Source organism: Aliiroseovarius lamellibrachiae (assembly GCF_018599245.1).
Taxonomy (GTDB): Bacteria; Pseudomonadota; Alphaproteobacteria; order Rhodobacterales; family Rhodobacteraceae; genus Aliiroseovarius; species Aliiroseovarius lamellibrachiae.
The window spans coordinates 388642-409553 of the sequence record NZ_JAHEVJ010000002.1; the positions used below are offsets into that span (position 1 = coordinate 388642).

At 56.3% G+C, this 20912-nt stretch carries 19 protein-coding genes; 12 read left to right on the forward strand and 7 right to left on the reverse strand.

Translation table 11 applies throughout. The features are described from left to right. Positions 1 to 90 precede the first annotated feature (90 nt). Entirely contained in the window at positions 91 to 870 is a 780-nt protein-coding gene (locus KKW20_RS05315; protein WP_214566935.1) for an alpha/beta fold hydrolase, read from the forward strand. A gap of 60 nt (positions 871 to 930) precedes the next feature. Here the strand turns inward: KKW20_RS05315 and hemN are convergent, their stop codons facing one another. Then, positions 931 to 2286, reverse strand: coding sequence for an oxygen-independent coproporphyrinogen III oxidase (gene hemN / locus KKW20_RS05320; protein ID WP_214566769.1), 1356 nt, complete (start codon positions 2284 to 2286; stop codon positions 931 to 933). Between the two features lie 78 nt (positions 2287 to 2364). Here hemN and fnrL point away from each other — a divergent pair, with 78 nt between their 5' ends. Beyond that, positions 2365 to 3117, forward strand: coding sequence for a transcriptional regulator FnrL (gene fnrL / locus KKW20_RS05325; RefSeq protein WP_214566771.1), 753 nt, complete (start codon positions 2365 to 2367; stop codon positions 3115 to 3117). A gap of 95 nt (positions 3118 to 3212) precedes the next feature. Here fnrL and KKW20_RS05330 read toward each other — a convergent pair whose 3' ends face one another. Then, entirely contained in the window at positions 3213 to 4052 is an 840-nt protein-coding gene (locus KKW20_RS05330) for a universal stress protein (protein WP_214566773.1), read from the reverse strand. 218 nt (positions 4053 to 4270) lie between these two features. On the opposite strand from KKW20_RS05330, the gene ccoN reads away from it, so the two are divergent. The 8 genes from ccoN (at position 4271) to ccoS (ending at position 12557) form a co-directional block, all read left to right on the forward strand. Further along, positions 4271 to 5869, forward strand: coding sequence for a cytochrome-c oxidase, cbb3-type subunit I (gene ccoN / locus KKW20_RS05335; RefSeq protein WP_214566774.1), 1599 nt, complete (start codon positions 4271 to 4273; stop codon positions 5867 to 5869). Positions 5870 to 5882: 13 nt separating this feature from the next. After that, positions 5883 to 6617 (forward strand): cytochrome-c oxidase, cbb3-type subunit II, encoded by a 735-nt coding sequence (gene ccoO, locus KKW20_RS05340; RefSeq protein WP_214566775.1) that lies wholly within the window; start codon positions 5883 to 5885, stop codon positions 6615 to 6617. A 12-nt stretch (positions 6618 to 6629) separates the two neighbouring features. Beyond that, positions 6630 to 6806 (forward strand): cbb3-type cytochrome c oxidase subunit 3, encoded by a 177-nt coding sequence (locus KKW20_RS05345; protein ID WP_214566936.1) that lies wholly within the window; start codon positions 6630 to 6632, stop codon positions 6804 to 6806. A gap of 44 nt (positions 6807 to 6850) precedes the next feature. Next, the gene (gene ccoP, locus KKW20_RS05350; protein WP_214566776.1) at positions 6851 to 7735 is read left to right on the forward strand and encodes a cytochrome-c oxidase, cbb3-type subunit III; all 885 of its coding nucleotides are present in this window, start codon (positions 6851 to 6853) and stop codon (positions 7733 to 7735) included. Positions 7736 to 8227: 492 nt separating this feature from the next. Next, positions 8228 to 9640 (forward strand): cytochrome c oxidase accessory protein CcoG, encoded by a 1413-nt coding sequence (gene ccoG, locus KKW20_RS05355; RefSeq protein ID WP_214566777.1) that lies wholly within the window; start codon positions 8228 to 8230, stop codon positions 9638 to 9640. Positions 9641 to 9680: 40 nt separating this feature from the next. Next, the gene (locus tag KKW20_RS05360; RefSeq protein ID WP_214566778.1) at positions 9681 to 10181 is read left to right on the forward strand and encodes a FixH family protein; all 501 of its coding nucleotides are present in this window, start codon (positions 9681 to 9683) and stop codon (positions 10179 to 10181) included. Positions 10182 to 10195: 14 nt separating this feature from the next. Next, on the forward strand, positions 10196 to 12391 hold the full coding sequence (locus tag KKW20_RS05365; protein WP_214566780.1) for a heavy metal translocating P-type ATPase: 2196 nt from the start codon (positions 10196 to 10198) through the stop codon (positions 12389 to 12391). A 4-nt stretch (positions 12392 to 12395) separates the two neighbouring features. Next, positions 12396 to 12557, forward strand: a complete 162-nt coding sequence (gene ccoS / locus KKW20_RS05370; protein ID WP_214566786.1) for a cbb3-type cytochrome oxidase assembly protein CcoS — start codon at positions 12396 to 12398, stop codon at positions 12555 to 12557. A gap of 114 nt (positions 12558 to 12671) precedes the next feature. Here the strand turns inward: ccoS and KKW20_RS05375 are convergent, their stop codons facing one another. Both KKW20_RS05375 and KKW20_RS05380 read right to left on the reverse strand, forming a co-directional pair. After that, the gene (locus KKW20_RS05375) at positions 12672 to 13289 is read right to left on the reverse strand and encodes a response regulator transcription factor (protein WP_214566788.1); all 618 of its coding nucleotides are present in this window, start codon (positions 13287 to 13289) and stop codon (positions 12672 to 12674) included. A gap of 206 nt (positions 13290 to 13495) precedes the next feature. Continuing rightward, positions 13496 to 14230 (reverse strand): arylesterase, encoded by a 735-nt coding sequence (locus KKW20_RS05380; RefSeq protein WP_214566790.1) that lies wholly within the window; start codon positions 14228 to 14230, stop codon positions 13496 to 13498. A gap of 24 nt (positions 14231 to 14254) precedes the next feature. Here KKW20_RS05380 and KKW20_RS05385 point away from each other — a divergent pair, with 24 nt between their 5' ends. Both KKW20_RS05385 and KKW20_RS05390 read left to right on the forward strand, forming a co-directional pair. Further along, entirely contained in the window at positions 14255 to 14935 is a 681-nt protein-coding gene (locus KKW20_RS05385; protein WP_214566792.1) for an ABC transporter ATP-binding protein, read from the forward strand. Next, a complete protein-coding gene (locus KKW20_RS05390; protein WP_214566794.1) occupies positions 14932 to 17454 on the forward strand; it encodes an ABC transporter permease in 2523 nt (840 codons plus the stop codon). The genes KKW20_RS05385 and KKW20_RS05390 overlap by 4 nt, the downstream gene beginning before the upstream one ends. A 143-nt stretch (positions 17455 to 17597) precedes the next feature. Here KKW20_RS05390 and KKW20_RS05395 read toward each other — a convergent pair whose 3' ends face one another. Genes KKW20_RS05395 through sdhA form a run of 3 tightly spaced genes read right to left on the reverse strand, consistent with a single transcriptional unit; the run spans position 17598 to position 20908 of the window. Then, positions 17598 to 18311, reverse strand: a complete 714-nt coding sequence (locus KKW20_RS05395; protein WP_214566795.1) for a ZIP family metal transporter — start codon at positions 18309 to 18311, stop codon at positions 17598 to 17600. After that, on the reverse strand, positions 18311 to 19090 hold the full coding sequence (locus KKW20_RS05400) for a succinate dehydrogenase iron-sulfur subunit (protein ID WP_214566796.1): 780 nt from the start codon (positions 19088 to 19090) through the stop codon (positions 18311 to 18313). The genes KKW20_RS05395 and KKW20_RS05400 overlap by 1 nt, the downstream gene beginning before the upstream one ends. A 12-nt stretch (positions 19091 to 19102) precedes the next feature. Beyond that, a complete protein-coding gene (sdhA, locus tag KKW20_RS05405; RefSeq protein ID WP_214566797.1) occupies positions 19103 to 20908 on the reverse strand; it encodes a succinate dehydrogenase flavoprotein subunit in 1806 nt (601 codons plus the stop codon). Between the last annotated feature and the right edge of the window lie 4 nt (positions 20909 to 20912).

Here is a 20912-nt window from a genome sequence, read left to right on the forward strand (position 1 = left end):
TCTTGCGGTTATGCGCTGGTGTTTGCCCATTTGGAAATCCGCGACATCCCGCCTCTCGTATCTGAATGCAAGCCCGCCTATGTATGGGGCATGTTGAAACGTTTGTTCGCCGCCAGCGCCCTTTGTATTGCCTCAGCCCAGTCTGCCTCGACCCAGTCTGCCCCAGCGCAGCCAGCCACGGACGAGTGCGTGGTGCTGCTGCACGGGCTTGCGCGTTCGCCATCTTCGCTTTGGGTGATGGAAGAGGCGCTGAGCGCCGAGGGCTATACGGTGGTCAATCTGGGGTATCCATCAACAAAAGCGGAAATTGATATTCTTGTCGAAGCTGCGATCCCACCAGCCGTAAAGGCGTGTGGGGCGCAAAAAATCAACTTTGTCACCCACTCGATGGGCGGCATTCTTGCGCGCGTTTGGTTGCAAGACCACCGTCCTGAAAACATGGGCCGTGTGGTGATGTTGGCACCCCCGAACAAAGGGTCGCAGTTGGTTGATGCCTTTCAATCTCTTGAGCCGTTTGAATGGATCAATGGCCCGGCGGGGCTGCAATTGGGAACCGATGAAAACTCGGTGCCCAATCACGTAGGGCTGCCCAATTATGAGGTGGGCGTGATTGCTGGGAACCGCTCGATGAACCCGATCTACTCAACATTGATTGAGGGGGAGGACGATGGGAAAGTGTCGGTCGAAAGCACCAAGATTGAAGGGATGACGGATCACATTGTCTTGCCGGTCACCCATACGTTTATGATGACCAATCCGCTGGTGATTGCGCAAGTGATTGGATTTCTCAAGCAGGGAACGTTTGAGAAAGACCTGACCTTGGGCACCGTCATTGAACGGGTTGCAGACGAGGCAGGATATCTGGATTGACGCTTCAGAAATGAAAAAAGCACGCCGTGCGGCGTGCTTTTCAGGTGTGTTTAGAAGTGCTTACACCGCTTGGCTGTGGCCTGCGGCATTCATCTCATAGGCGTCAAAATGACGGGCAATGATCCGCGCCAAGGGGCGTGATGCCTCATGGATGGTCAAGACATTGTCCGAAAGGTCAAAGGTATCAGGCATAGCGTCTGCCAGACCGTCGGCCATCGACACAAGCCGGGTCACATCGTCATGCAGCTCTTGCGCGACCTGTGCGAAATCGACTTTGAAATCGCATAAGATCAGTTCGATAATCCGGCTGCGCACCCAGTCATCCCCGCCAAAGGCGTGGCCTTTTGAGACGGACAAATTACCCGCGCGCGCAGCGGCTTGGTATTTGGCTGTGGCTGGTTCGTTTTGGGCGTAACCTTGCGGGTAACGGGAAATGGAACTTGCCCCGACACCGATCAACACTTGCGAGGTATCTTCAGTATAGCCTTGGAAATTGCGGCGCATGGTGCCTGCTTTATGCGCGGTGGCAAGCCCGTCGTCAGGCAGGGCAAAATGGTCGATGCCAATTTCAACAAGGCCCGCATCCAAGAACATATCCCGCGCGGTGTTGAAAAGCTCTAGCCGCTCTTCTGCAGACGGCAGCGCTTCTGTTGGGATCAGGTTTTGACGGCGCGCCATCCACGGCACATGCGCATAGCCAAACAAGGCCACGCGGTCGGGGCCAAGGCTGATCAGCTTCTCAACCGAGTCCGTAATCCGGGCTTGGTTCTGGTGGGGCAACCCATAAAGGATGTCCATGTTCAGACTGGTGATGCCGCGCGCGCGCAGCCCATCCACCGTCTGTTTGGTGATCTCATAGCTTTGCGGGCGACCGATGACCTCTTGGATCATCGGATCAAAGTCCTGCACGCCGATTGAGGCACGGTTCATCCCCGCGGCGGCAAGCGCGTCTAGACGGGCGTCATCAACCTCGGACGGATCGATTTCAACCGAGAACTGGGCGTTCTCAGCCAAGGGCATCGTGTCCAGAATGGCGGCGGTCAGATCAGTGATCATGTCCGGTTGCAACAGGGTTGGCGTCCCGCCGCCCCAATGCAGGTGTTCGATTTTCACGCCGGGCGCCACAAGCCCCTTGATGGTCGCAAGCTCTGTCTTGAGGCTTTCAAGATAGGCGGCCACGGGTTCGGCTGTTGCGGTGCCTTGCGTGCGACACGCACAGAACCAACACAACCGGCGGCAAAATGGGATGTGAACATAGAGCGACACAGTGTCGCCTGCTGGGATCGCCTGGATCCAGTTCGCGGCGGTATCGGGGCTGAACCCTGGCTTGAAGTGCAGAGCGGTCGGGTAGCTCGTGTAACGAGGAACCCGCGCATCAAAAAGTCCAAGGCGTCTGAGTTGCGTAAGTGTTTGCATTCGACTAGTCTCTATAGACGAACGCGCGCGCAACATTGATCAGGATCAAGCGGGATCAAATTCCCGATGGAAAACCTCATGAACACTGCAATTAAAGATCTTAAGTTCAATTCTCGCGAGTGTGGATCATGCCCGATTCGCCACCGGGCTGTTTGTTCGCGTTGCGAACCGGACGAATTGGATCGGCTTGAAGAAATCAAGTATTACCGAACTTATGAGGCAGGCCAACCGGTGTTGTGGGCCGGTGATCAGATGGAATTTGTCGCCTCTGTGGTCAGCGGAATTGCGACCCTTAGCCAAACGATGGAGGATGGGCGCACCCAGATGGTGGGTCTGTTGCTGCCGTCGGACTTTATCGGTCGGCCGGGGCGGGATTTTGCACCCTTTGATGTGGTGGCTGTTTCGGATCTGACAGTGTGCTGCTTTCGCAAAAAACCGTTTGAAGAGCTGATGGGCAGCACCCCGTCGATTGGAACGCGCCTGTTGCAGATGACATTGGATGAACTGGACAGTGCGCGGGAATGGATGCTGATTTTGGGGCGCAAAACAGCCCGCGAAAAGATTGCCAGCCTGTTGGCCATCTTGGCGCGCCGCGATGCGACGTTGAACCAGTTGACGCCCACCTCTGGTATGGCGCTTGATCTGCCGCTGACACGCGAAGCGATGGCGGATTATCTTGGCCTGACGCTTGAGACGGTAAGCCGCCAGATTTCTGCGCTGAAAAAGGCCGGGATCATTGTGCTTGAAGGCAAGCGTCGTGTGATCATTCCAGATTTCGCGATCCTGATGGCGGAAACCGGTGATGATTTTGATGGGGGGCCGTTGGCCTGACCTAACGACGCACGACGGGTCTCAGACTGTCAAAACGAGCCGTGCCCTACGGCTCGTTTTTTTTGTGCGGTTCTGTCTTCGTGAATGAAGTAGGGTCAATGCGCCAGAAATACTGGCTTTGCAGCAACTTCCAGCATGTGTCGGGTGGCGCCGCCCATAATGGATTCGCGGAACCGCGAATGACCATAAGCACCCATCACAATCAAATCGGCATCTTTGTCACGCGCGTGACGGTTCAGAATATCTGACACGCGGGGCAGGGTGCGCGCCATAACGGTGACCTCTGCGCGCACGCCATGACGCGACAGCATTTGGCTGAGCGCGCCACCGGGGTCCGAGCGTTCCGGCCCATGGCTGGGCGGGTCGATGATGGCGATGTAAACATTGCGGGCCCTTTGCAAAAACGGCATCGCAAGACGGATGGCACGCAGGGCTTCGGCGCTTTCATTCCAGGCAACAACCACGTTCTCGAGTGTCTCAGGAAGGGCGGATCCATCTGGCATGATAATCACCGGTGCGGAACCGTTGAACAGCGCGGCCTCGACCGTGGCTTCGGCGTCATGGCCGCGCCCTTCGCCGTAAGGGCGGGGCAAGACGACAAGGTCGGCGAACCGTGTGTGGTGGGCGATCAAGCCATTGAGGGCCACCATTTGCGAAGACAGGCAGGTTACGGACCAATCAAAGGTTGCACCGGACAAGGTCTTGCGCGCGTAATCTTCCATTTCAGCGGCCGCATCGCGGGCCATCGTTAGATTGTCCTGGATCATCATCGCTGAGGCGCCTGCGTAGTAGACACCTTGTTGCGAGTGATCGACGCCAAGGCAAAGCGTGTTCAAATGCGCCTCGTTGGTGCGGGCGAGGGTCTGTGCGGCCTTGAATGAGGCATCGCACATATTTTCGTCCGTGAGGACGGTGGTGATGGTTTTGTAGTCCATGGACGGCTCCTGAAGGTATTGTCCATAGCCTGCACAACCCCCACCTGCGACGCTTTGACATGGGTCAAAGGCAAGAAAACAGCCTTGGTGCGACAGTTTTGACATGGATCAAGGTAGTCACTAGGGGATAGGTCCAAACCGACAAAAGTCGACAAGTGTGTCCGAATCCCAGTTTTTCAAGGCGGGCACATTCATGACAGAGACGAAGGGACGCAAAAATGTGGGATTACCTAAAATTGGTAGTGTTTGGCCTGATTGCAGTTTTGGCCGCCATTGCCGCTAGCTATGCTCGCGATCTCGCGTATGGGGTGCATGCCATCCTGGTGACGCTTATCGCGACTGGCCTTTTTGTTTATTCACTGAAAAAAGTGGGTGAACCTAAAGTTGTTGAAACAGGATATATGGATGGGCCCATACGTGTGGGCGTGGCGCTGACGGCCTTTTGGGGCGCGGTTGGCTTTTTGGTTGGGACGTTCATTGCGTTCCAGTTGGCCTTTCCGCAATTGAACTTCGGCTGGGCCGAGGGGTATTTGAACTTTGGTCGCTTGCGTCCGCTGCACACCTCTGCAGTGATTTTCGCATTTGGCGGTACCGCGCTGATCACCAGCTCGTTCTATATTGTTCAGCGCACCAGTGGCGCGCGCCTTTGGGGCGGCAATCTGGCATGGTTTGTGTTCTGGGGATATCAGCTTTTCATCGTGCTGGCAGCCACCGGATATCTGTTGGGTGCAACCCAATCGAAAGAATATGCAGAGCCTGAATGGTACACCGACCTGTGGTTGACCGTTGTTTGGGTTGCTTATCTTCTGGTGTTCCTTGGCACGTTGATAAAGCGCAAAGAGCCGCATATCTATGTGGCCAACTGGTTCTATCTGTCGTTCATTGTGACCATCGCGATGTTGCATGTTGTGAACAACCTGGCGTTGCCAGTTTCGATCTTTGGGTCGAAATCGGTTCAGCTCTTCTCGGGTGTGCAGGATGCAATGACACAGTGGTGGTACGGCCACAACGCTGTTGGCTTTTTCCTGACCGCGGGCTTCCTTGGCATGATGTACTACTTTGTACCAAAGCAAGCTGAACGTCCGGTTTTCTCGTACAAACTGTCGATCATCCACTTCTGGGCTTTGATCTTCCTGTATATCTGGGCTGGTCCTCACCACCTGCACTATACCGCTTTGCCCGATTGGGCTGGGACTTTGGGTATGGTCTTCTCGGTTATCCTGTGGATGCCGTCCTGGGGTGGTATGATCAACGGTCTGATGACCCTGTCTGGTGCATGGGATAAACTGCGCACCGACCCGATCATTCGTATGATGGTTGTGTCGATCGGTTTCTACGGCATGTCGACCTTTGAAGGTCCGATGATGTCGATCCGCGCGGTGAACGCCTTGTCACACTATACCGACTGGACCATTGGTCACGTACACTCTGGTGCGCTTGGTTGGAACGGCATGATCACCTTTGGTGCCTTGTACTTCCTGACGCCGAGACTGTGGAACCGTACCGGTCTTTACAGCCTTCGTCTGGTCAGCTGGCACTTCTGGCTCGCCACCATCGGTATCGTTCTGTACGCATCGTCGATGTGGGTGACCGGTATTCTCGAAGGTCTGATGTGGCGTGAAGTTGACGCACAAGGCTTCCTTGTGAACTCGTTCGCTGACACCGTGTCTGCCAAATTCCCAATGTATGTGGTTCGTGGTCTGGGTGGGGTTCTGTTCCTCTCGGGTGCATTGATCATGTGCTACAACCTTTTGATGACCGTATTGCGCGCTCCAGCTCAAGAAGCTGAAGCTCCCGCTGCGGCTCCGGCTGAATAAGGAGGGGATGACGATGGGAATTCTTGATAAACACGTTGTTCTTGAAAAGAACGCAACGCTCTTGCTCGTCTCCAGCCTTTTGGTGGTGAGCATCGGCGGCATGGTTGAAATCGCACCGCTCTTCTACCTCGAAAATACCATCGAGGACGTAGAAGGCATGCGCCCCTACTCGCCGCTTGAGCTGGAAGGTCGGAACATTTATGTGCGCGAAGGCTGTTATGTCTGTCACTCGCAAATGATCCGCCCAATGCGTGACGAAGTTGAACGGTATGGTCACTATTCACTGGCCGCAGAAAGCCAGTATGACCACCCGTTCCAATGGGGATCCAAACGGACAGGTCCTGACCTTGCCCGTGTTGGGGCCCGGTATTCGGACGATTGGCATGTGGATCACCTTTCGGATCCACAGTCGGTTGTTCCGGAATCGGTGATGCCTAAATATGCCTTCCTGGCAGAGCGTATAATCAGTCCGAAATATGTTCGGGACCTTCTGGAGGCCAATGCACTTGTCGGTGTGCCTTACACCGAAGAGCAATTGGCATCCGCCGAGGCTGATTGGTTGACCCAAGCAGACCCCGAAGGTGACAACTCCGATGTTGATGCATTGATGGCTCGTTATCCAAAAGCGCAAGCGCGCAACTTTGATGGCAAGCCGGGTGTGTCGGAAATGGACGCACTGATCGCCTATTTGCAGATGTTGGGCACATTGGTTGATTTCTCGACCTTTACACCTGACGCAAGCCGGTAAGGAGCTGGGATGATGGATACATATAGCCTTATGCGTTTGTTCGCAGACAGCTGGGTCCTTTTGGCCATGTTTTTCTTTTTCCTCGGGGTTGTGTTCTGGGCGTTTCGCCCAGGCAGCCGCGCGGTGCATGACGACACGGCCTCCATCCCCTTCCGCCATGAAGACAAACCTGCCGGTGACCGGGACTAACGTTATGTTAATCCCCCGGCGCTCAGCTCAAGGAGTTGTGGCAAATGAGTAAAAAACCTGTTGAGAAGAAAAAGGTCGAGACCACCGGCCACAAATGGGACGGGATTGAAGAATTTAACAATCCGTTGCCCCGTTGGTGGGTCTGGGTGTTCTATTTGACCATCGTTTGGGGTATTTGGTATTCCATCGCTTACCCCGCTTGGCCCATGATCAAAGGTGCGACAGCTGGCTATCTTGGCTGGTCCACCCGTGGTGACGTTGCCGAGGAAATTCAGCGGTTCAAAGATATGAACAGCGCGCTGGAAACCGAATTGGCCAGTGCTGATCTGACCACACTTGAACGTGGTTCGGAACTTCACAACTACGCCATCCAGTCAGGCGGTGCGACCTTTGCGACCTTCTGTTCGCAATGTCACGGTGCGGGTGCCAACGGCATCACCGAAGGTTCGGGCTATCCGAACCTTTTGGACAATGACTGGCTGTGGGGTGGGTCGATCGAAGAGATCCAGACTACGGTGACCCACGGGATCCGTTCGATGGATTTCGAAGACGACACCCGTTTCTCGGAAATGCCAGCCTTTGGCGACGACTATCTGTCGGATGAGGAAATCGGCCAAGTTGCAAACTATGTGATGAGCCTGTCGCCCGTCACCAAAGCAGATGCTGATGCCACTCTGGCTGAGGCGGGTGCAATGGTGTTCGCAGACAATTGTTCGGCGTGTCACTCTGAAGATGGTACCGGGGATCGTTCGCAAGGCGCACCAAACCTGGCCGACGCCATCTGGCTTTACGGCAACACCGAAGATGAAATCATCCACACGATTTCTGTTGGTCCAAAAGGCGTGATGCCGGCGTGGAAAGGCAAGCTTTCCGACAGCCAAATCAACGCTGTTGCGACCTATGTACATGGATTGGGCGGCGGCGAATAAGCCATCGACCAACCCAAATCTGATCCGGGGCCTCACTCCCCGGCTCGGCACCAGCCCCTGATCCTGTTCGCGCGTTTCTCCGGGGTTGGTGCCATCTAATAGAAAAGCCCGGCCTTTGGTCCGGGCTTTTTTCATGCTATCTACAGATGTTGAAAAGGCTGTGTAATTTGCCTTTGGCGAAGAGCGGAAAACTGATTTTTGCGCAAAATCACTGACGGCTCGATCGGACGCTCTGGTGTGAGGCGAACGCCCCCAAGTGATTTGCCACAAAGGATTGCGGTGTCACGTTGATAACTGAATTGTTGCAGGTGCGGCCTTTTGACGGGCTGCGACGAGACGTCACCGCGACAAAATTGAAAATTAAATAATAACAATAGCTTAAGGCGACGCTTCGCATGTTCAATAATGAAAATTTTTGATCCACATCAATGCTGAAATGTAGAATAATTCTTACTAACAAACTCTCACGATTATCAGGACAGGACCCTGTCAATGTCAGACGCCCCGGAACAGCTATACGCCGCCCGCGAACCCGTATTCCCAAAACGGGTCAAAGGCATTTTCCGCAGCCTTAAGTGGTGGATCATGGGGATTACCCTTGGTCTTTATTATCTTGCACCGTGGATCCGTTGGGACCGCGGTCCCAACCTGCCGAACCAAGCGATTTTGGTCGATATGGCCAACCGCCGGTTCTATTTCTTCTGGATCGAAATCTGGCCGCATGAATTTTATTTCATCGCCGGGCTTTTGATTATGGCCGGGCTGGGCTTGTTCCTGTTCACCTCTGCCGCTGGGCGGGTCTGGTGTGGTTATGCTTGCCCACAAACGGTCTGGACCGATTTGTTTATTTTGGTGGAACGCTGGGTCGAAGGGGACCGCAACGCGCGGCTTCGTCTGCACCGCCAGAAATGGAACGGCGAGAAAGTTCGTAAGCGTTTGGTTAAGTTCCTTCTTTGGATCGTCATTGCGGTTGCAACTGGTGGGGCGTGGGTATTTTACTTTGCTGATGCGCCGACATTGTTGAAAGATCTTGTCACGGGGCAAGCCCACCCGGTGGCTTACACAACAGTGTTGGTGTTGACGGCCACAACCTTTTTCTTTGGCGGGATCGCGCGCGAGCAGATTTGTATTTACGCCTGCCCTTGGCCCCGCATTCAAGCGGCGATGATGGACGAAGATACCATCACCATCGCCTATCGTGACTGGCGTGGGGAACCCCGTGGGCGTGGTAAAGCCCGCGATGATCTGGGCGATTGTATCGATTGCAACGCTTGTGTGAACGTCTGTCCAATGGGCATCGACATTCGCGACGGTCAGCAAATGGAATGCATCACCTGTGGTCTCTGTATCGATGCCTGTGATGACATGATGGCTAAGGTCGGCAAAGAACGCGGGCTGATTGATTATCTTGCTTGGAAAGACGAAACCAGCGAGCGTGCAGGTAATCAAAAAGTACCGGTGATCAAACACCTGCTGCGCCCGCGTACCATACTTTATGTAAGCCTCTGGGCCGCAGTTGGCATCGGGCTGACCGTGTTGTTGTTTGTGCGCCCGGCCGTGGACGTGACAGTTCGCCCAGTGCGCAATCCAACCTATGTAACCCTTTCTGACGGTGCGGTTCGCAACACCTATGATGTGGGTGTGCGCAACCGTCATGGCGAGGAATGGCCCTATTACTTTGCGCTGCCGCTTGGTTCGGATCTGGAACTGGAACTGGAAGGGTCGGACAAACTTGTGTTAGTTGCTAATCCTGATACCGAAGCCAAACAGCGTGTGTATGTGATTGCCCCTGCCGGTTCGGAGGCCGCCACCAAAGACCGCACTGAAATCCGGCTTTGGATTGTGGATGGGGTAACGGGTGATCGGACCTACCATGATACTGTGTTTAACGGGCGTGGCCGCTAAGGCCCGCCCCAACCGGCCGACGCCATTTGGGACAAGAAATATGAAACAAGAGACAGGTAAAAATGAGGCTGGCAAAAAAGAATTTGTGCTGACCGGCAAGCATGTGCTGGCCATCACCGTGTCGGCCTTTGCCATTATCATCGGCGTGAATGTGTTCATGGCCTATTCGGCGATCACGACCTTTCCCGGGCTGGAGACTAAAAACTCCTATGTGGCCAGTCAGCAGTTTAATCGCCTGAAGGCCGCACAAGAGGGGCTGGGGTGGGATGTGGGCGCCAAGATCGAAGGGGAAACTCTGATCTTGGACATCAAAGACAAAGCCGGTGATCCGGTTAAGGTGGCGTCGATTTATGCCATCCTCGGTCGTGCGACCCAAGTGAAAGATGATCAAGAACCCGCGTTCACCCAAAGCTCCACCGGGGCCTATGTTGCCAATGTCGGTGCGTTGGATGGCGGGAACTGGAATTTGCGCCTGAATGCCACCGCTGAAAATGGCGTGACGTTTCAACAGCGCATCCAAATCTTTTTGTCTGAGAGTTAATCCAAAGGTTTCTCATGTCCGTCCCTCTGTCTGCCTGCCCTGCCTGTGACGCCGCCCCCCTTGCCAAAGCGCAAGCGGGAAAGGGGGTTGCGGGCAATGGGATGGAAGGCAAACGCATCATGCTGTCCTTGCCGCATATCTATTGTGCGGCCTGTATTGCAGGGGTTGAGGGCAACCTCGCCCAGCAAGATGGCGTGCGTGCGGCGCGCGTGAACCTGACCCTGAAACGGGCGACAGTTGATGTTGATCCTGATGTCGAGCCAGAGACATTGGCCAATTACCTGACGGGTATTGGCTTTGAGGCATATGAGCTGGATGCGGGACAGCTGACCTCAACCGCGACGGACAAAATGGGCAAAGACCTGTTGATGCGTCTTGGCGTGGCCGGGTTTGCGATGATGAATGTCATGCTGTTGTCGGTGGCGGTCTGGTCGGGGGCGACGGATGCCACGCGCGACATGTTCCATTGGATTTCGGCGGCCATTGCCATTCCGACGATTGGCTTTTCCAGCCAGGTGTTTTTCAAATCCGCCTGGACCGCGCTTCGGGTGGGGCGATTGAATATGGATGTGCCAATTTCCTTGGCGATCCTCTTGGCGCTTGGCATGTCGCTTTATGAAACTGCGCAATCGGGCGAGCACGCCTATTTTGACGCAGCCTTGTCGCTGACCTTTTTCCTTTTGGCGGGTCGCTATCTTGATTACCGCACCCGATCCGTGGCGCGGTCCGCGGCGGAGGAGTTGGCGGCGCTGGAAGTGCCCCGTGCCCTTCGTTTGACCGATGCGGGTGATGAACAAGTATCCGTTGCTGAGCTTGCGGTCGGCGACATCGTGCGTGTGGTTCCGGGCGCGCGGGTGCCGGTGGACGGGATTGTTGTCACCGGAGAAAGCGAGCTTGATCGGTCTTTGTTAACTGGCGAAAGCCTGCCGGTGGCCGCAGGACCGGATACGGTCGTTTCAACCGGTGAGGTGAACTTGACCGGGCCGATGACGGTGCGCGTGACGGCCGCAGGGCGCGACAGTTCATTGCACCGGATGGCCGACCTTGTGGCGATCGCGGAAACCGCCCGTAACCGCTATACCTCGCTTGCGGATAAAGCTGCGAAAATCTATGCGCCTTTGGTGCATATCTTAGCGCTCGGGGCGTTTTTGGCATGGCTTTGGATCTCGGGTGGTGACGTGCGATTGGCGCTGAACATTGCGGTCGCTGTCTTGATCATCACCTGTCCCTGTGCGCTTGGTTTGGCCGTTCCTGCGGTGACCACGGCGGCCTCTGGACGGTTGTTCAAACAAGGCATGTTGCTGAAATCCGCCACCGCGATGGAGCGTTTGGCCGAAGTGGACCATGTGGTTTTCGATAAAACCGGCACGCTGACCCAAGGCAAACCGGTGATGGATGAGAACGCACAGCATCGCACGCAGGATCTGGAAATTGCTTTGGCCTTGGCCGAGGGATCCAGCCACCCGCTTGCCCTGTCCCTGACCCAAGCCGCACGCGCCAAAGGCATTGTACCTGCTGAGGTGTCACGCGTGCATGAGGTGCCGGGCAAGGGCATCGAGGGGATCTGGAACGGCAAAACAGTGCGTCTTGGTCGTGCCGAATGGCTGGGGGCCAATGCGGTTGGCCAAACGGCGACCTACCTGTCGGTCTCTGGTGCGCGCCCGGTCGCGTTTACCTTTACGGATCGTCTCCGTGAGGCGGTGAATGAAGCCATTTCCGGATTGAAAGCGCAGGGCATGGGGATCACTTTGATTTCTGGCGACGTTCCTGCAGCGGTCGCGGATATTGCGGGCCGGGTTGGGATTTCCGACTGGAAAGCGGATACATTGCCCGAAGGCAAAGCCGAATATGTCGCGCGTCTGGGCAAGTCTGGAAAGCGCGTTTTGATGGTTGGCGACGGGCTGAATGACACGGCGGCACTGGCGGCGGCTCATGTCTCGATTTCGCCCGCCTCAGCGCTTGAGGCGGCGCGGGTTGTGTCGGACATCGTGTTGTTAGGGCAATCCATGGGCCCCTTGGGGGAGGCCACGTTGATGGCCAAGTCGGCAACGCGCAGAATTAAAGAAAACTTCGCCATCGCAGCGGGTTACAATGCAATCGCCATTCCGATTGCGTTGCTCGGGCTGGCCACGCCCTTGGCTGCTGCCCTTGCTATGTCGCTGTCATCTGTGACAGTTAGTCTGAACGCTTTGCGGTTGAAAAAAGGCTGAACCGATGAATGTGCTGGTCTATCTCATCCCTATTTCGCTCTTGCTTGGGGGCGGTGGATTGGCGGCATTTTTCTGGACATTGCGCAGCGAACAATATGACGACCCGGATGGCAACAGCCAACGGATCTTGTCGGATCGTTGGGATGACAGACCGCCTGAAGAGTGAGCTTTGGGTTAATGGGAGCATTTCCAGGTCATATTGTATCGCTTGTTCGCGGCCTTTCGCTCTGCTCCAACGCGAAAAGCAATAGCGGGGGCGTCTTAGAAAACTGGAGGCGCGTTAAACCAAGTTAAGATCACGCGCGATCATGGCCGCATGGGTTCGGTTTTTCGCGCCCAATTTACGCACCACCGCGCGCATATGCATCTTGACCGTGACTTCCTGAATGGAAAAGGCGTGGGCGATTTCTTTGTTCTGCAACCCATCACAAAGGCCGCGCAAAATCTGTAATTCACGTTCCGACAATTGCACCAGAGAAATGGCCGCCGGATTGTGAACAAGATCTGTAAACAAACATAAAAACTGTCCTTGCCGTGCTAGTTCTAACGCGTGGGACATTTCATTTGCGGGCAGATCTTTGGATATGACCGCGTTTGCCCCAGCCCGATAGGCGCGTTGTGCCAATTCTAGTGATCCGCCACGCATAAGAAGCGCGAAAGGACGCCTATCGTGCAGGTCCGACAGGTGATTGACCCCCTTAAGCCCGGACAGGCCCGGCAGGTCAAATTCAAGCACAACAAAATCAAATTGCCCGCCGCCCTTACGGGTGTTTGCCAGACGATTGATCGCGGCTGGCACCGTTTCGACTGATGTCAGATCAATGCCGTTCTGATCGGGAAAAGCAGCAGCAACACCATTCGTAATAGTTGCATCGGCTGTAACGACGAGTGTTTTCAATGAGGGACCTGCAAACGCGCCAAAATTGGTTTTTAAGTAATTAAAACAGTGTCACATAGGGATGCTCTGGAACACCTATCAATAAGGATAGGTTTTCATTGGGTTTTTGCCGAAATTCGCAAATTGCAATACTCAACAAGGCGGTATCGTAAGAAGGGGTTCCATTTTGCAATGATGGTCGTGGGCAAGTGATAAAATCGAACCATTCAATCAGTGCGAGAGAGTTCGCCTTGTTGAAGCCTTTGCAGAACTGAAAGAACCTCGGGGCCGATTTTTTCGACAATCATGGCGACCCCCTGTGCGGTTGGGTGGATGCCGTCGCGCTGAAATAGCGTTTGCAGCACCTCTTGTCTGTTTGGCTGTTCTTCCAATGCGGCAAAGAAGTTGGGGATGAATTGGCTGTGAAAACGTGCCGCAAGTTCGGGGAAGGCCATGTCATAGCTGGCCTTATGGTCGGGGCCAAAATTTAGCGACGCCGGAACTCGGATCAAGATGGTCGGCAGCCCGCGGGAGGCGAGTTCAGACAAAATCGCTTCAAGATTTTTGCGGGTTTCCTCCGGGGGAAGGCCACGCAGCATGTCATTGCCACCAAGGTTGACCAGCACGGCGTCAATATCATCGGTCAACGACCACCCAAGCCGCGCTTGCCCGCTGGCTGTGGTGTCGCCCGAAACTCCAGCATTGATGACCTCTATTTCAGCGGACCGTGCCACCAGCCAGGCCTGAAGTTGCGGCACAAATCCTTCGCCTTGGGCAAGGCCATATCCGGCGGTCAAACTGTCACCCAATGCCAGAAGTTTTAGGGTCTTTGCCTGAAGGGCAGTCGGCTGAAGCCAACCGACAACAAGGGCCAGGATGAGCCCACAAATGGGCCTGCTTAAATTGAACTGCGTGGTCCTCTTGTGAACCGCGCGTTTGGCCCCATATGCATGTGAACTCATTGATTTTCTCCCCAAAGGTGCCAGATGCCGTTTTCCAAACCAGATGCCGTTTTGACCCTTACTGATGCACGGCTGACGCTTGGCCATAATGCCGGTCGCACCGAGATCCTCAAGGGGATAGATTTAAGCGTTTCGCGTGGCGAGACATTGGGGCTGACGGGGCCGTCCGGGTCTGGCAAAAGCTCTCTCCTTATGTTGATGGGCGGGCTGGAACGTGCCACCGGGGGGCAGGTGCAAGCCCTGGGTCAAAACTTGGGTGCGATGGGCGAAGATCATCTTGCGCGCTTTCGCAGAGATCATATGGGGGTGGTGTTCCAATCTTTCCACCTTATCCCAACGATGACTGCGCTCGAAAATGTGGCAACCCCGCTGGAACTGGCGGGAAAGCGCGATGCGTTTGAACGTGCCGAAGAAGAACTGGCCGCCGTTGGGCTGGGCCACCGAATGCACCATTACCCCAGTCAGATGTCGGGCGGTGAACAACAGCGGGTCGCTTTGGCGCGGGCTGCGGCCCCTCGGCCCGATATTTTGCTGGCCGACGAGCCCACCGGAAATCTGGACGGGGCGACCGGCGAGGCGATTATGGATCTGCTCTTTGGTCTTCGTGATCGCCATGGCGCAACGCTGGTCATGGTCACTCATGCGCCAGAACTCGCCGCGCGATGTGACCGGATTTTGCACATTCAAGACGGGCTTTTGGCATGAGCGCGCTGAGACAAGCCGCCCGATTTGCCCGCCGAGATATGCGCGGCGGACTGCGAGGGTTTCGAATTTTTCTGGCCTGTTTGGCGCTTGGCGTTGCGGCGATTGCGGCCGTTGGATCTGTACGTGAAAGCCTTCAGGCGGGATTGGAAAGCCAGGGGGCGGTGCTTTTGGGGGGGGATGCGTCGGTCTCTTTCACCTATCGCTTTGCGGAGGAGGAGGAGGCCCAGCAACTTGGTGCCACTGCCGAGACTATGTCGGTCATTGCCGATTTCCGCTCGATGGCAGTGGTCGGTGAGGAACGCGGGCTGACGCAGGTGAAAGCCGTGGATGGGCAATACCCACTTTACGGTCAGGCCGTCTTGAACCCACCCATGAGTTTGGAAACGGCCTTTGCGGGGCAGAATGCGTTGCCCGGTGCGGTTATGGATGACCTGTTGATGGCGCGCCTTGGATTGGTGCCGGGGGATCGGTTCAACCTGGGTGGTGCATCTTTTGTCTTGATGGCCGAACTGGTGAACGAGCCGGATAATGCCAGCGGTGGTTTTGGACTTGGCCCGCGCACATTGGTGCATCGTGCTGCGCTTGCGGGAACGGGATTGCTGTCGGAAGGCACGCTTTTTGACAGTCACTACAGGTTGCGCTTGCCGGAAGACGTGGATCTTGATCAAGAGAAAAAGCGCGTGATGGATCAGTTGGAAACCCACGGCGCGCGCTGGGAAGATGCGCGCAATGGCGCACCGGGGATGAGCCGTTTTATCACCCGCCTCTCGACCTTTTTGGTGCTGGTGGGCTTGGCCGGTTTGGCGGTTGGCGGCGTCGGAATTTCCGCTGCCGTGCGGGCCTATCTGGATGGAAAAACCGAAACGATCGCGATCCTGCGCGCGCTTGGAGCAGAACGCCGGGTGATCTTTCTATCCTATTTTCTGCAAATCGCAGTCCTGACCTTGGCGGGCTTGCTGATTGGCTTGCTGTTGGGGGCAGGGCTTCCGGTCATTTTGGCCCCTTGGATCGCGGGTGCCCTGCCGATTGAGGCGTCGATTTCTGTCTATCCCGGCCCGCTGGCCGAGGCCGCACTATATGGCTGTTTGGCGGCTCTTTTGTTTACCCTTTGGCCGCTTGCACAGACCGAAGATGTGCAACCTGCAACCCTTTTTCGGGATGCCGCCCTTGGCGAGCGCCGGTTGCCGCGCCCGGTTTATATTGGGTTAAGCACGGCGATATTGGCCTTGCTTGTCTGGGCTGCGGCAACGTTGTCAGGGATGGCAACTCTGGCGATGTGGTCGTTTGTTGGCATTGCCGGGGCGTTTGCGGCGCTGGTTCTAACCGGTTTGGGCATTCGCTATCTGTCGCGTTGGCTGGGGCATCTGAACTGGCTGCGCGGTCACCCGATTGCCCGCATGGCGCTGACGGCGGTTGGTGGCCCGGGCGGCGAGGCGGGTGCGGTGGTCTTGTCGCTTGGTCTGGGCCTTGCGGTTCTGGCCGCCGTTGGGCAGATCGACAACAACCTGCGGGGGGCGATTTCGCGTGAACTTCCCGATGTGGCCCCGAGCTTTTTTGTGGTTGATATTCAACCTGATCAGATCGAAGGCGTCCAGGCGCGACTGAAGGGGGATGCGGGCGTCACGCGTGTCGATACGGCACCAATGCTGCGCGGTGTGATCACTCAGATCAACGACCGCCCGGCGGCTGAGGTGGCTGGCAACCACTGGGTCGTGCAGGGCGATCGCGGGTTGACCTATTCAGATCGCCCCACCCGGACCAAAGTTGTTGCCGGGCGCTGGTGGCCGGAAAACTATGACGGCCCCCCACAGATTTCGTTTGCTGCCGAAGAGGCAGAGGAAATGGGGCTTGGATTAGGGGATATAATCACCGTCAATATCTTGGGCCGGGATATTGCGGGCGAGATTACGTCATTGCGAGAGGTGGATTTCTCGCAAGCTGGAATGGGCTTTGTTTTGACCATGAACCCTTCTGCGCTACAGGGCGCGCCACACACCTGGCTTGCCACGATTTATGCAGATCAAGCGTCAGAGGCGGCCATTCTGCGCGACCTTGGAAAAGCCTATCCGAACATCACACTCATCTCTGTGCGCGACGCGATCACGCGTGTCACTGGATTGATGGGGCAGGTGGCGGCCGCCATCACCTATGGCGCGATGGCCACCTTGGTCACGGGGTTTGTGGTGCTGATGGGGGCTGCGGCAGCCGGCGAGCGGGCGCGCACCTATGAGGCGGCGGTGTTGAAAACGCTTGGCGCCACGCGGGGCGAGATTTTGCTGAATTTCGCGCTGCGTTCCGCGGTTCTTGGGGCCGCGGCGGGTGTGGTCGCGGTGATTGCGGGCGGCATATCGGGCTGGGCGGTGACCCATTACATCATGGAAAACGACTTTGTGTTTGAACCTGTGTCCGCCATTGCGATTGTAACGGGAGGTGTGGTTGCGACCATTCTTGCGGGTTTGGCTTACGCGTGGCGTCCCTTGGCAGCACGTCCTGCACAGGTTTTACGCGCGCGCGAATAGGGGCTCTGCCCCCCGGCCCCGAGGTATTTTGGGCAAGAAAAAGCTAAGACGTGGCGTGGTCGGTTTGTTGGGTGGTCAATCCAAGCAAGGCGGGGCTGTTTCTAGGGCTCTGTTCTTTTTAAGTGGTGCGCCCGACGAGCCTGTCATGTTGTCAAGATATGGCCCAATAGTCCCAAAGCAAAGCCCAGAATCGCGCCAAAGGGCGGGGTCCAGCGTCGAGACAGGGGAATTTGGGGCGCAATGTCTTGATACATTAGATAAAGAATGCCGCCTGCGGAAAAGAGCATCAGCCAGCCCAAAATGACGGGGGCATTTGCCAGCAGTGTCAGGCCAATCAGGGCGGCAATTGGGCCCAACGGGACCAGAAGTAGAAAGAGGCCTAGGCGTTTGGATCTGAGCATCGCGGATGTCTCGGCCAGTTCACGGTCTGCGTTAAACCCTTCGGGCAGGTTTTGCGCGCCGATCAATCCCGCAAGCAGCAAAGCGAGCGCGGGTTCAGCGGTGAGAACGGCGCCCAATGCGATGGTTTCCGGGATGAAATCCAGCAACATCGCCATAAATTGCGACTTTGACCCGCCGCGACGTGACAGGGCCACATCGACCACAAGTGCAGCGATTGCGCCAAGCAAGAAGGGGATCAGCGCGCGCGCTCCGGTGACACGGTCCAATCCCTCGGGGATCAGCACCAAGGCAACAGCAGACAGGAGTGCGCCCGCGCCAAAGGCCATCACCCAATGGTTGGTTTCATTCCGGATCCACCCCGGAAGGATCCGGTCAAATCCGGCCAGCCATGCGCCAAAAGGAATGGCCGCCCCAGCAAGGGCGGCCAATGTTATTGCATAGATCAGATCGCTCATCAGAGTGTGCGTTCAACCATCATCTTTTTGATCGAGGCGATCGCCTTGGCTGGGTTCAGACCCTTTGGACAGGTCTTGGCACAGTTCATGATGGTGTGGCAGCGGTAGAGCTTGAACGGATCTTCCAGATCATCCAAACGCTCGCCTGTTGCCTCATCCCGGCTGTCAATGAGCCAGCGATAGGCGTGCAACAGCGCGGCTGGCCCCAGATACCGATCACCATTCCACCAATAGCTTGGGCAGGAGGTTGAACAGCTGGCGCACATCACGCATTCATACAGGCCATCAAGTTTCTTGCGGTCTTCAATCGACTGCCTCCACTCTTTCGCGGGGCGGTTGGTTTTGGTCTCGAGCCACGGCATGATCGACGCGTGTTGCGCGTAGAAATGCGTAAGATCCGGGATCAAATCCTTGACCACAGGCGTGTGGGGAAGCGGATAGATTTTCACATCCCCCTTGATCTCATCCATGCCGTAAATACAGGCCAGCGTGTTGATCCCGTCGATGTTCATCGCACAGGACCCACAGATGCCTTCGCGGCAAGAGCGGCGGAAAGTCAGCGTTGGATCGATTTCATTTTTGATCTTGATCAGCGCGTCCAGCACCATGGGACCGCAATTGTCCATGTCGACGAAATAGGTATCGACGCGTGGATTTTGCCCGTCATCCGGGCTCCAGCGATAAATCTGGAACTTGCGCACATTGGCGGTGCCGGTGGGTTTGTCCCAGGTTTTACCGACACGAACGGTCGAGTTCTTGGGGAGCTTGAATTGTACCATCTGGCGTCCTCCTTAGAACGTCCGCGCTTTGGGCGCGATTTTCTTGAGTGCAATGCCGCCTTCGGCTTCGGTGGTCAGCGGGTCAACCACAACCGGACGATAGGTCAGATCCACCTTGTTGCCTTCGACACGAGACACCGTGTGAACGCGCCATTTCTTATCGTCGCGTGTTGGGTAATCTTCGTGTGCATGCGCACCACGGCTTTCATGCCGGGCTTCAGCACCGTGAATGGTGGCCAAGGCGTTTGGCATCAGGTTGGCAAGCTCTAGCGTTTCCATCAGGTCAGAGTTCCAAACCAAGGAACGGTCGGTCACGGACAGGTCGTCCATTTTCGCCGCAACTTTGGTCATCTTCTCAACGCCCTCTTTCAGCGTCTTGTCGGTGCGGAACACAGCGGCGTCCGCCTGCATTGTTTTCTGCATCTCAAGGCGCAATTCGGCGGTGGGCACGGTGCCATTGGCGTGGCGCAACCCGTCGAAACGATCCAGAGCCGCGTCAATAGACGGTTGGTTCAGCACAGGGTTGGCGGCGTCTGCGTCGACAACCTTGCCGGCGCGGATCGCAGCGGCCCGGCCAAAGACCACAAGATCGATGAGCGAGTTTGACCCAAGGCGGTTCGCCCCATGCACAGAGGCACAGCCCGCTTCGCCCACAGCCATCAGGCCCGGCACAACAGCTGTCGGATCTTTGGCGGTTGGGTTCAGCACTTCGCCCCAATAGTTGGTTGGAATGCCGCCCATGTTGTAGTGAACGGTGGGCAGAACCGGGATCGGTTCTTTGTTCACATCAACGCCTGCAAAGATCTTGGCGCTTTCTGAAATGCCGGGAAGGCGTTCGGCCAAAGCCTCGGGTGGCAGGTGGTCAAGGTGCAAAAAGATGTGATCACCTTCTTTACCCACACCGCGCCCTTCGCGGATTTCCATGGTCATGGAACGGGACACGTAATCGCGCGGCGCAAGGTCTTTATATTGGGGCGCATAACGCTCCATAAACCGTTCGCCTTCCGAGTTGACGAGATAGCCGCCTTCGCCGCGCGCCCCTTCGGTGATCAAACAGCCAGAGCCGTAGATGCCGGTGGGGTGGAATTGAACAAACTCCATATCCTGAAGCGCAAGGCCAGCACGCGCCACCATACCGCCACCGTCGCCAGTGCAGGTGTGGGCGGAGGTCGCCGAGAAGAACGCACGCCCGTAACCGCCGGTCGCCAAAACGACCATCTTGGCGTTAAAGACATGCAAGGTGCCGTCATCAAGTTTCCAGCACACAACGCCCTGACATTCACCGTCTTCCGACATGATCAGATCAATCGCGAAATACTCAACATAGAATTCCGCGTTGTTTTTCAGGGACTGACCGTAAAGCGTGTGCAGGATGGCGTGACCGGTCCGGTCAGCGGCCGCACAGGTCCGTTGCACGGGGGGGCCGTCGCCAAATTCGGTGGTGTGACCGCCGAAGGGACGTTGGTAAATCTTGCCCTCTTCAGTGCGGGAAAAGGGCACGCCGTAATGCTCCAGCTCGTAAACCGCTTTGGGCGCTTCACGGGCAAGGTATTCCATTGCGTCGGTGTCACCGAGCCAATCCGACCCTTTCACAGTGTCAAACATGTGCCACTGCCAATTGTCCGGGCCCATGTTGGACAGGGACGCGGCGATGCCACCTTGCGCCGCAACAGTGTGGCTACGGGTGGGGAAAACTTTGGTCACACAAGCAGTGCGCAGGCCTTGTTCGGCCATGCCAAGCGTGGCGCGCAGACCTGCGCCACCGGCGCCGACCACAACCACGTCATATTCATGCGTTTCGTATTCGTAAGCTGCCATTTGG

Coding starts and splice junctions, on each gene's coding strand:
- KKW20_RS05385 (WP_214566792.1), top strand. CDS start 14,255: ATGCCGTTTTCCAAACCAGATGCCGTTTTGACCCTTACTGATGCACGG.
- KKW20_RS05395 (WP_214566795.1), bottom strand. CDS start 18,311: ATGAGCGATCTGATCTATGCAATAACATTGGCCGCCCTTGCTGGGGCG.
- ccoP (WP_214566776.1), top strand. CDS start 6,851: ATGAGTAAAAAACCTGTTGAGAAGAAAAAGGTCGAGACCACCGGCCAC.
- KKW20_RS05400 (WP_214566796.1), bottom strand. CDS start 19,090: ATGGTACAATTCAAGCTCCCCAAGAACTCGACCGTTCGTGTCGGTAAA.
- ccoG (WP_214566777.1), top strand. CDS start 8,228: ATGTCAGACGCCCCGGAACAGCTATACGCCGCCCGCGAACCCGTATTC.
- ccoS (WP_214566786.1), top strand. CDS start 12,396: ATGAATGTGCTGGTCTATCTCATCCCTATTTCGCTCTTGCTTGGGGGC.
- KKW20_RS05365 (WP_214566780.1), top strand. CDS start 10,196: ATGTCCGTCCCTCTGTCTGCCTGCCCTGCCTGTGACGCCGCCCCCCTT.
- KKW20_RS05345 (WP_214566936.1), top strand. CDS start 6,630: ATGGATACATATAGCCTTATGCGTTTGTTCGCAGACAGCTGGGTCCTT.
- ccoN (WP_214566774.1), top strand. CDS start 4,271: ATGTGGGATTACCTAAAATTGGTAGTGTTTGGCCTGATTGCAGTTTTG.
- KKW20_RS05330 (WP_214566773.1), bottom strand. CDS start 4,052: ATGGACTACAAAACCATCACCACCGTCCTCACGGACGAAAATATGTGC.
- sdhA (WP_214566797.1), bottom strand. CDS start 20,908: ATGGCAGCTTACGAATACGAAACGCATGAATATGACGTGGTTGTGGTC.
- KKW20_RS05390 (WP_214566794.1), top strand. CDS start 14,932: ATGAGCGCGCTGAGACAAGCCGCCCGATTTGCCCGCCGAGATATGCGC.
- KKW20_RS05360 (WP_214566778.1), top strand. CDS start 9,681: ATGAAACAAGAGACAGGTAAAAATGAGGCTGGCAAAAAAGAATTTGTG.
- hemN (WP_214566769.1), bottom strand. CDS start 2,286: ATGCAAACACTTACGCAACTCAGACGCCTTGGACTTTTTGATGCGCGG.
- ccoO (WP_214566775.1), top strand. CDS start 5,883: ATGGGAATTCTTGATAAACACGTTGTTCTTGAAAAGAACGCAACGCTC.
- fnrL (WP_214566771.1), top strand. CDS start 2,365: ATGAACACTGCAATTAAAGATCTTAAGTTCAATTCTCGCGAGTGTGGA.
- KKW20_RS05315 (WP_214566935.1), top strand. CDS start 91: ATGTTGAAACGTTTGTTCGCCGCCAGCGCCCTTTGTATTGCCTCAGCC.
- KKW20_RS05380 (WP_214566790.1), bottom strand. CDS start 14,230: ATGAGTTCACATGCATATGGGGCCAAACGCGCGGTTCACAAGAGGACC.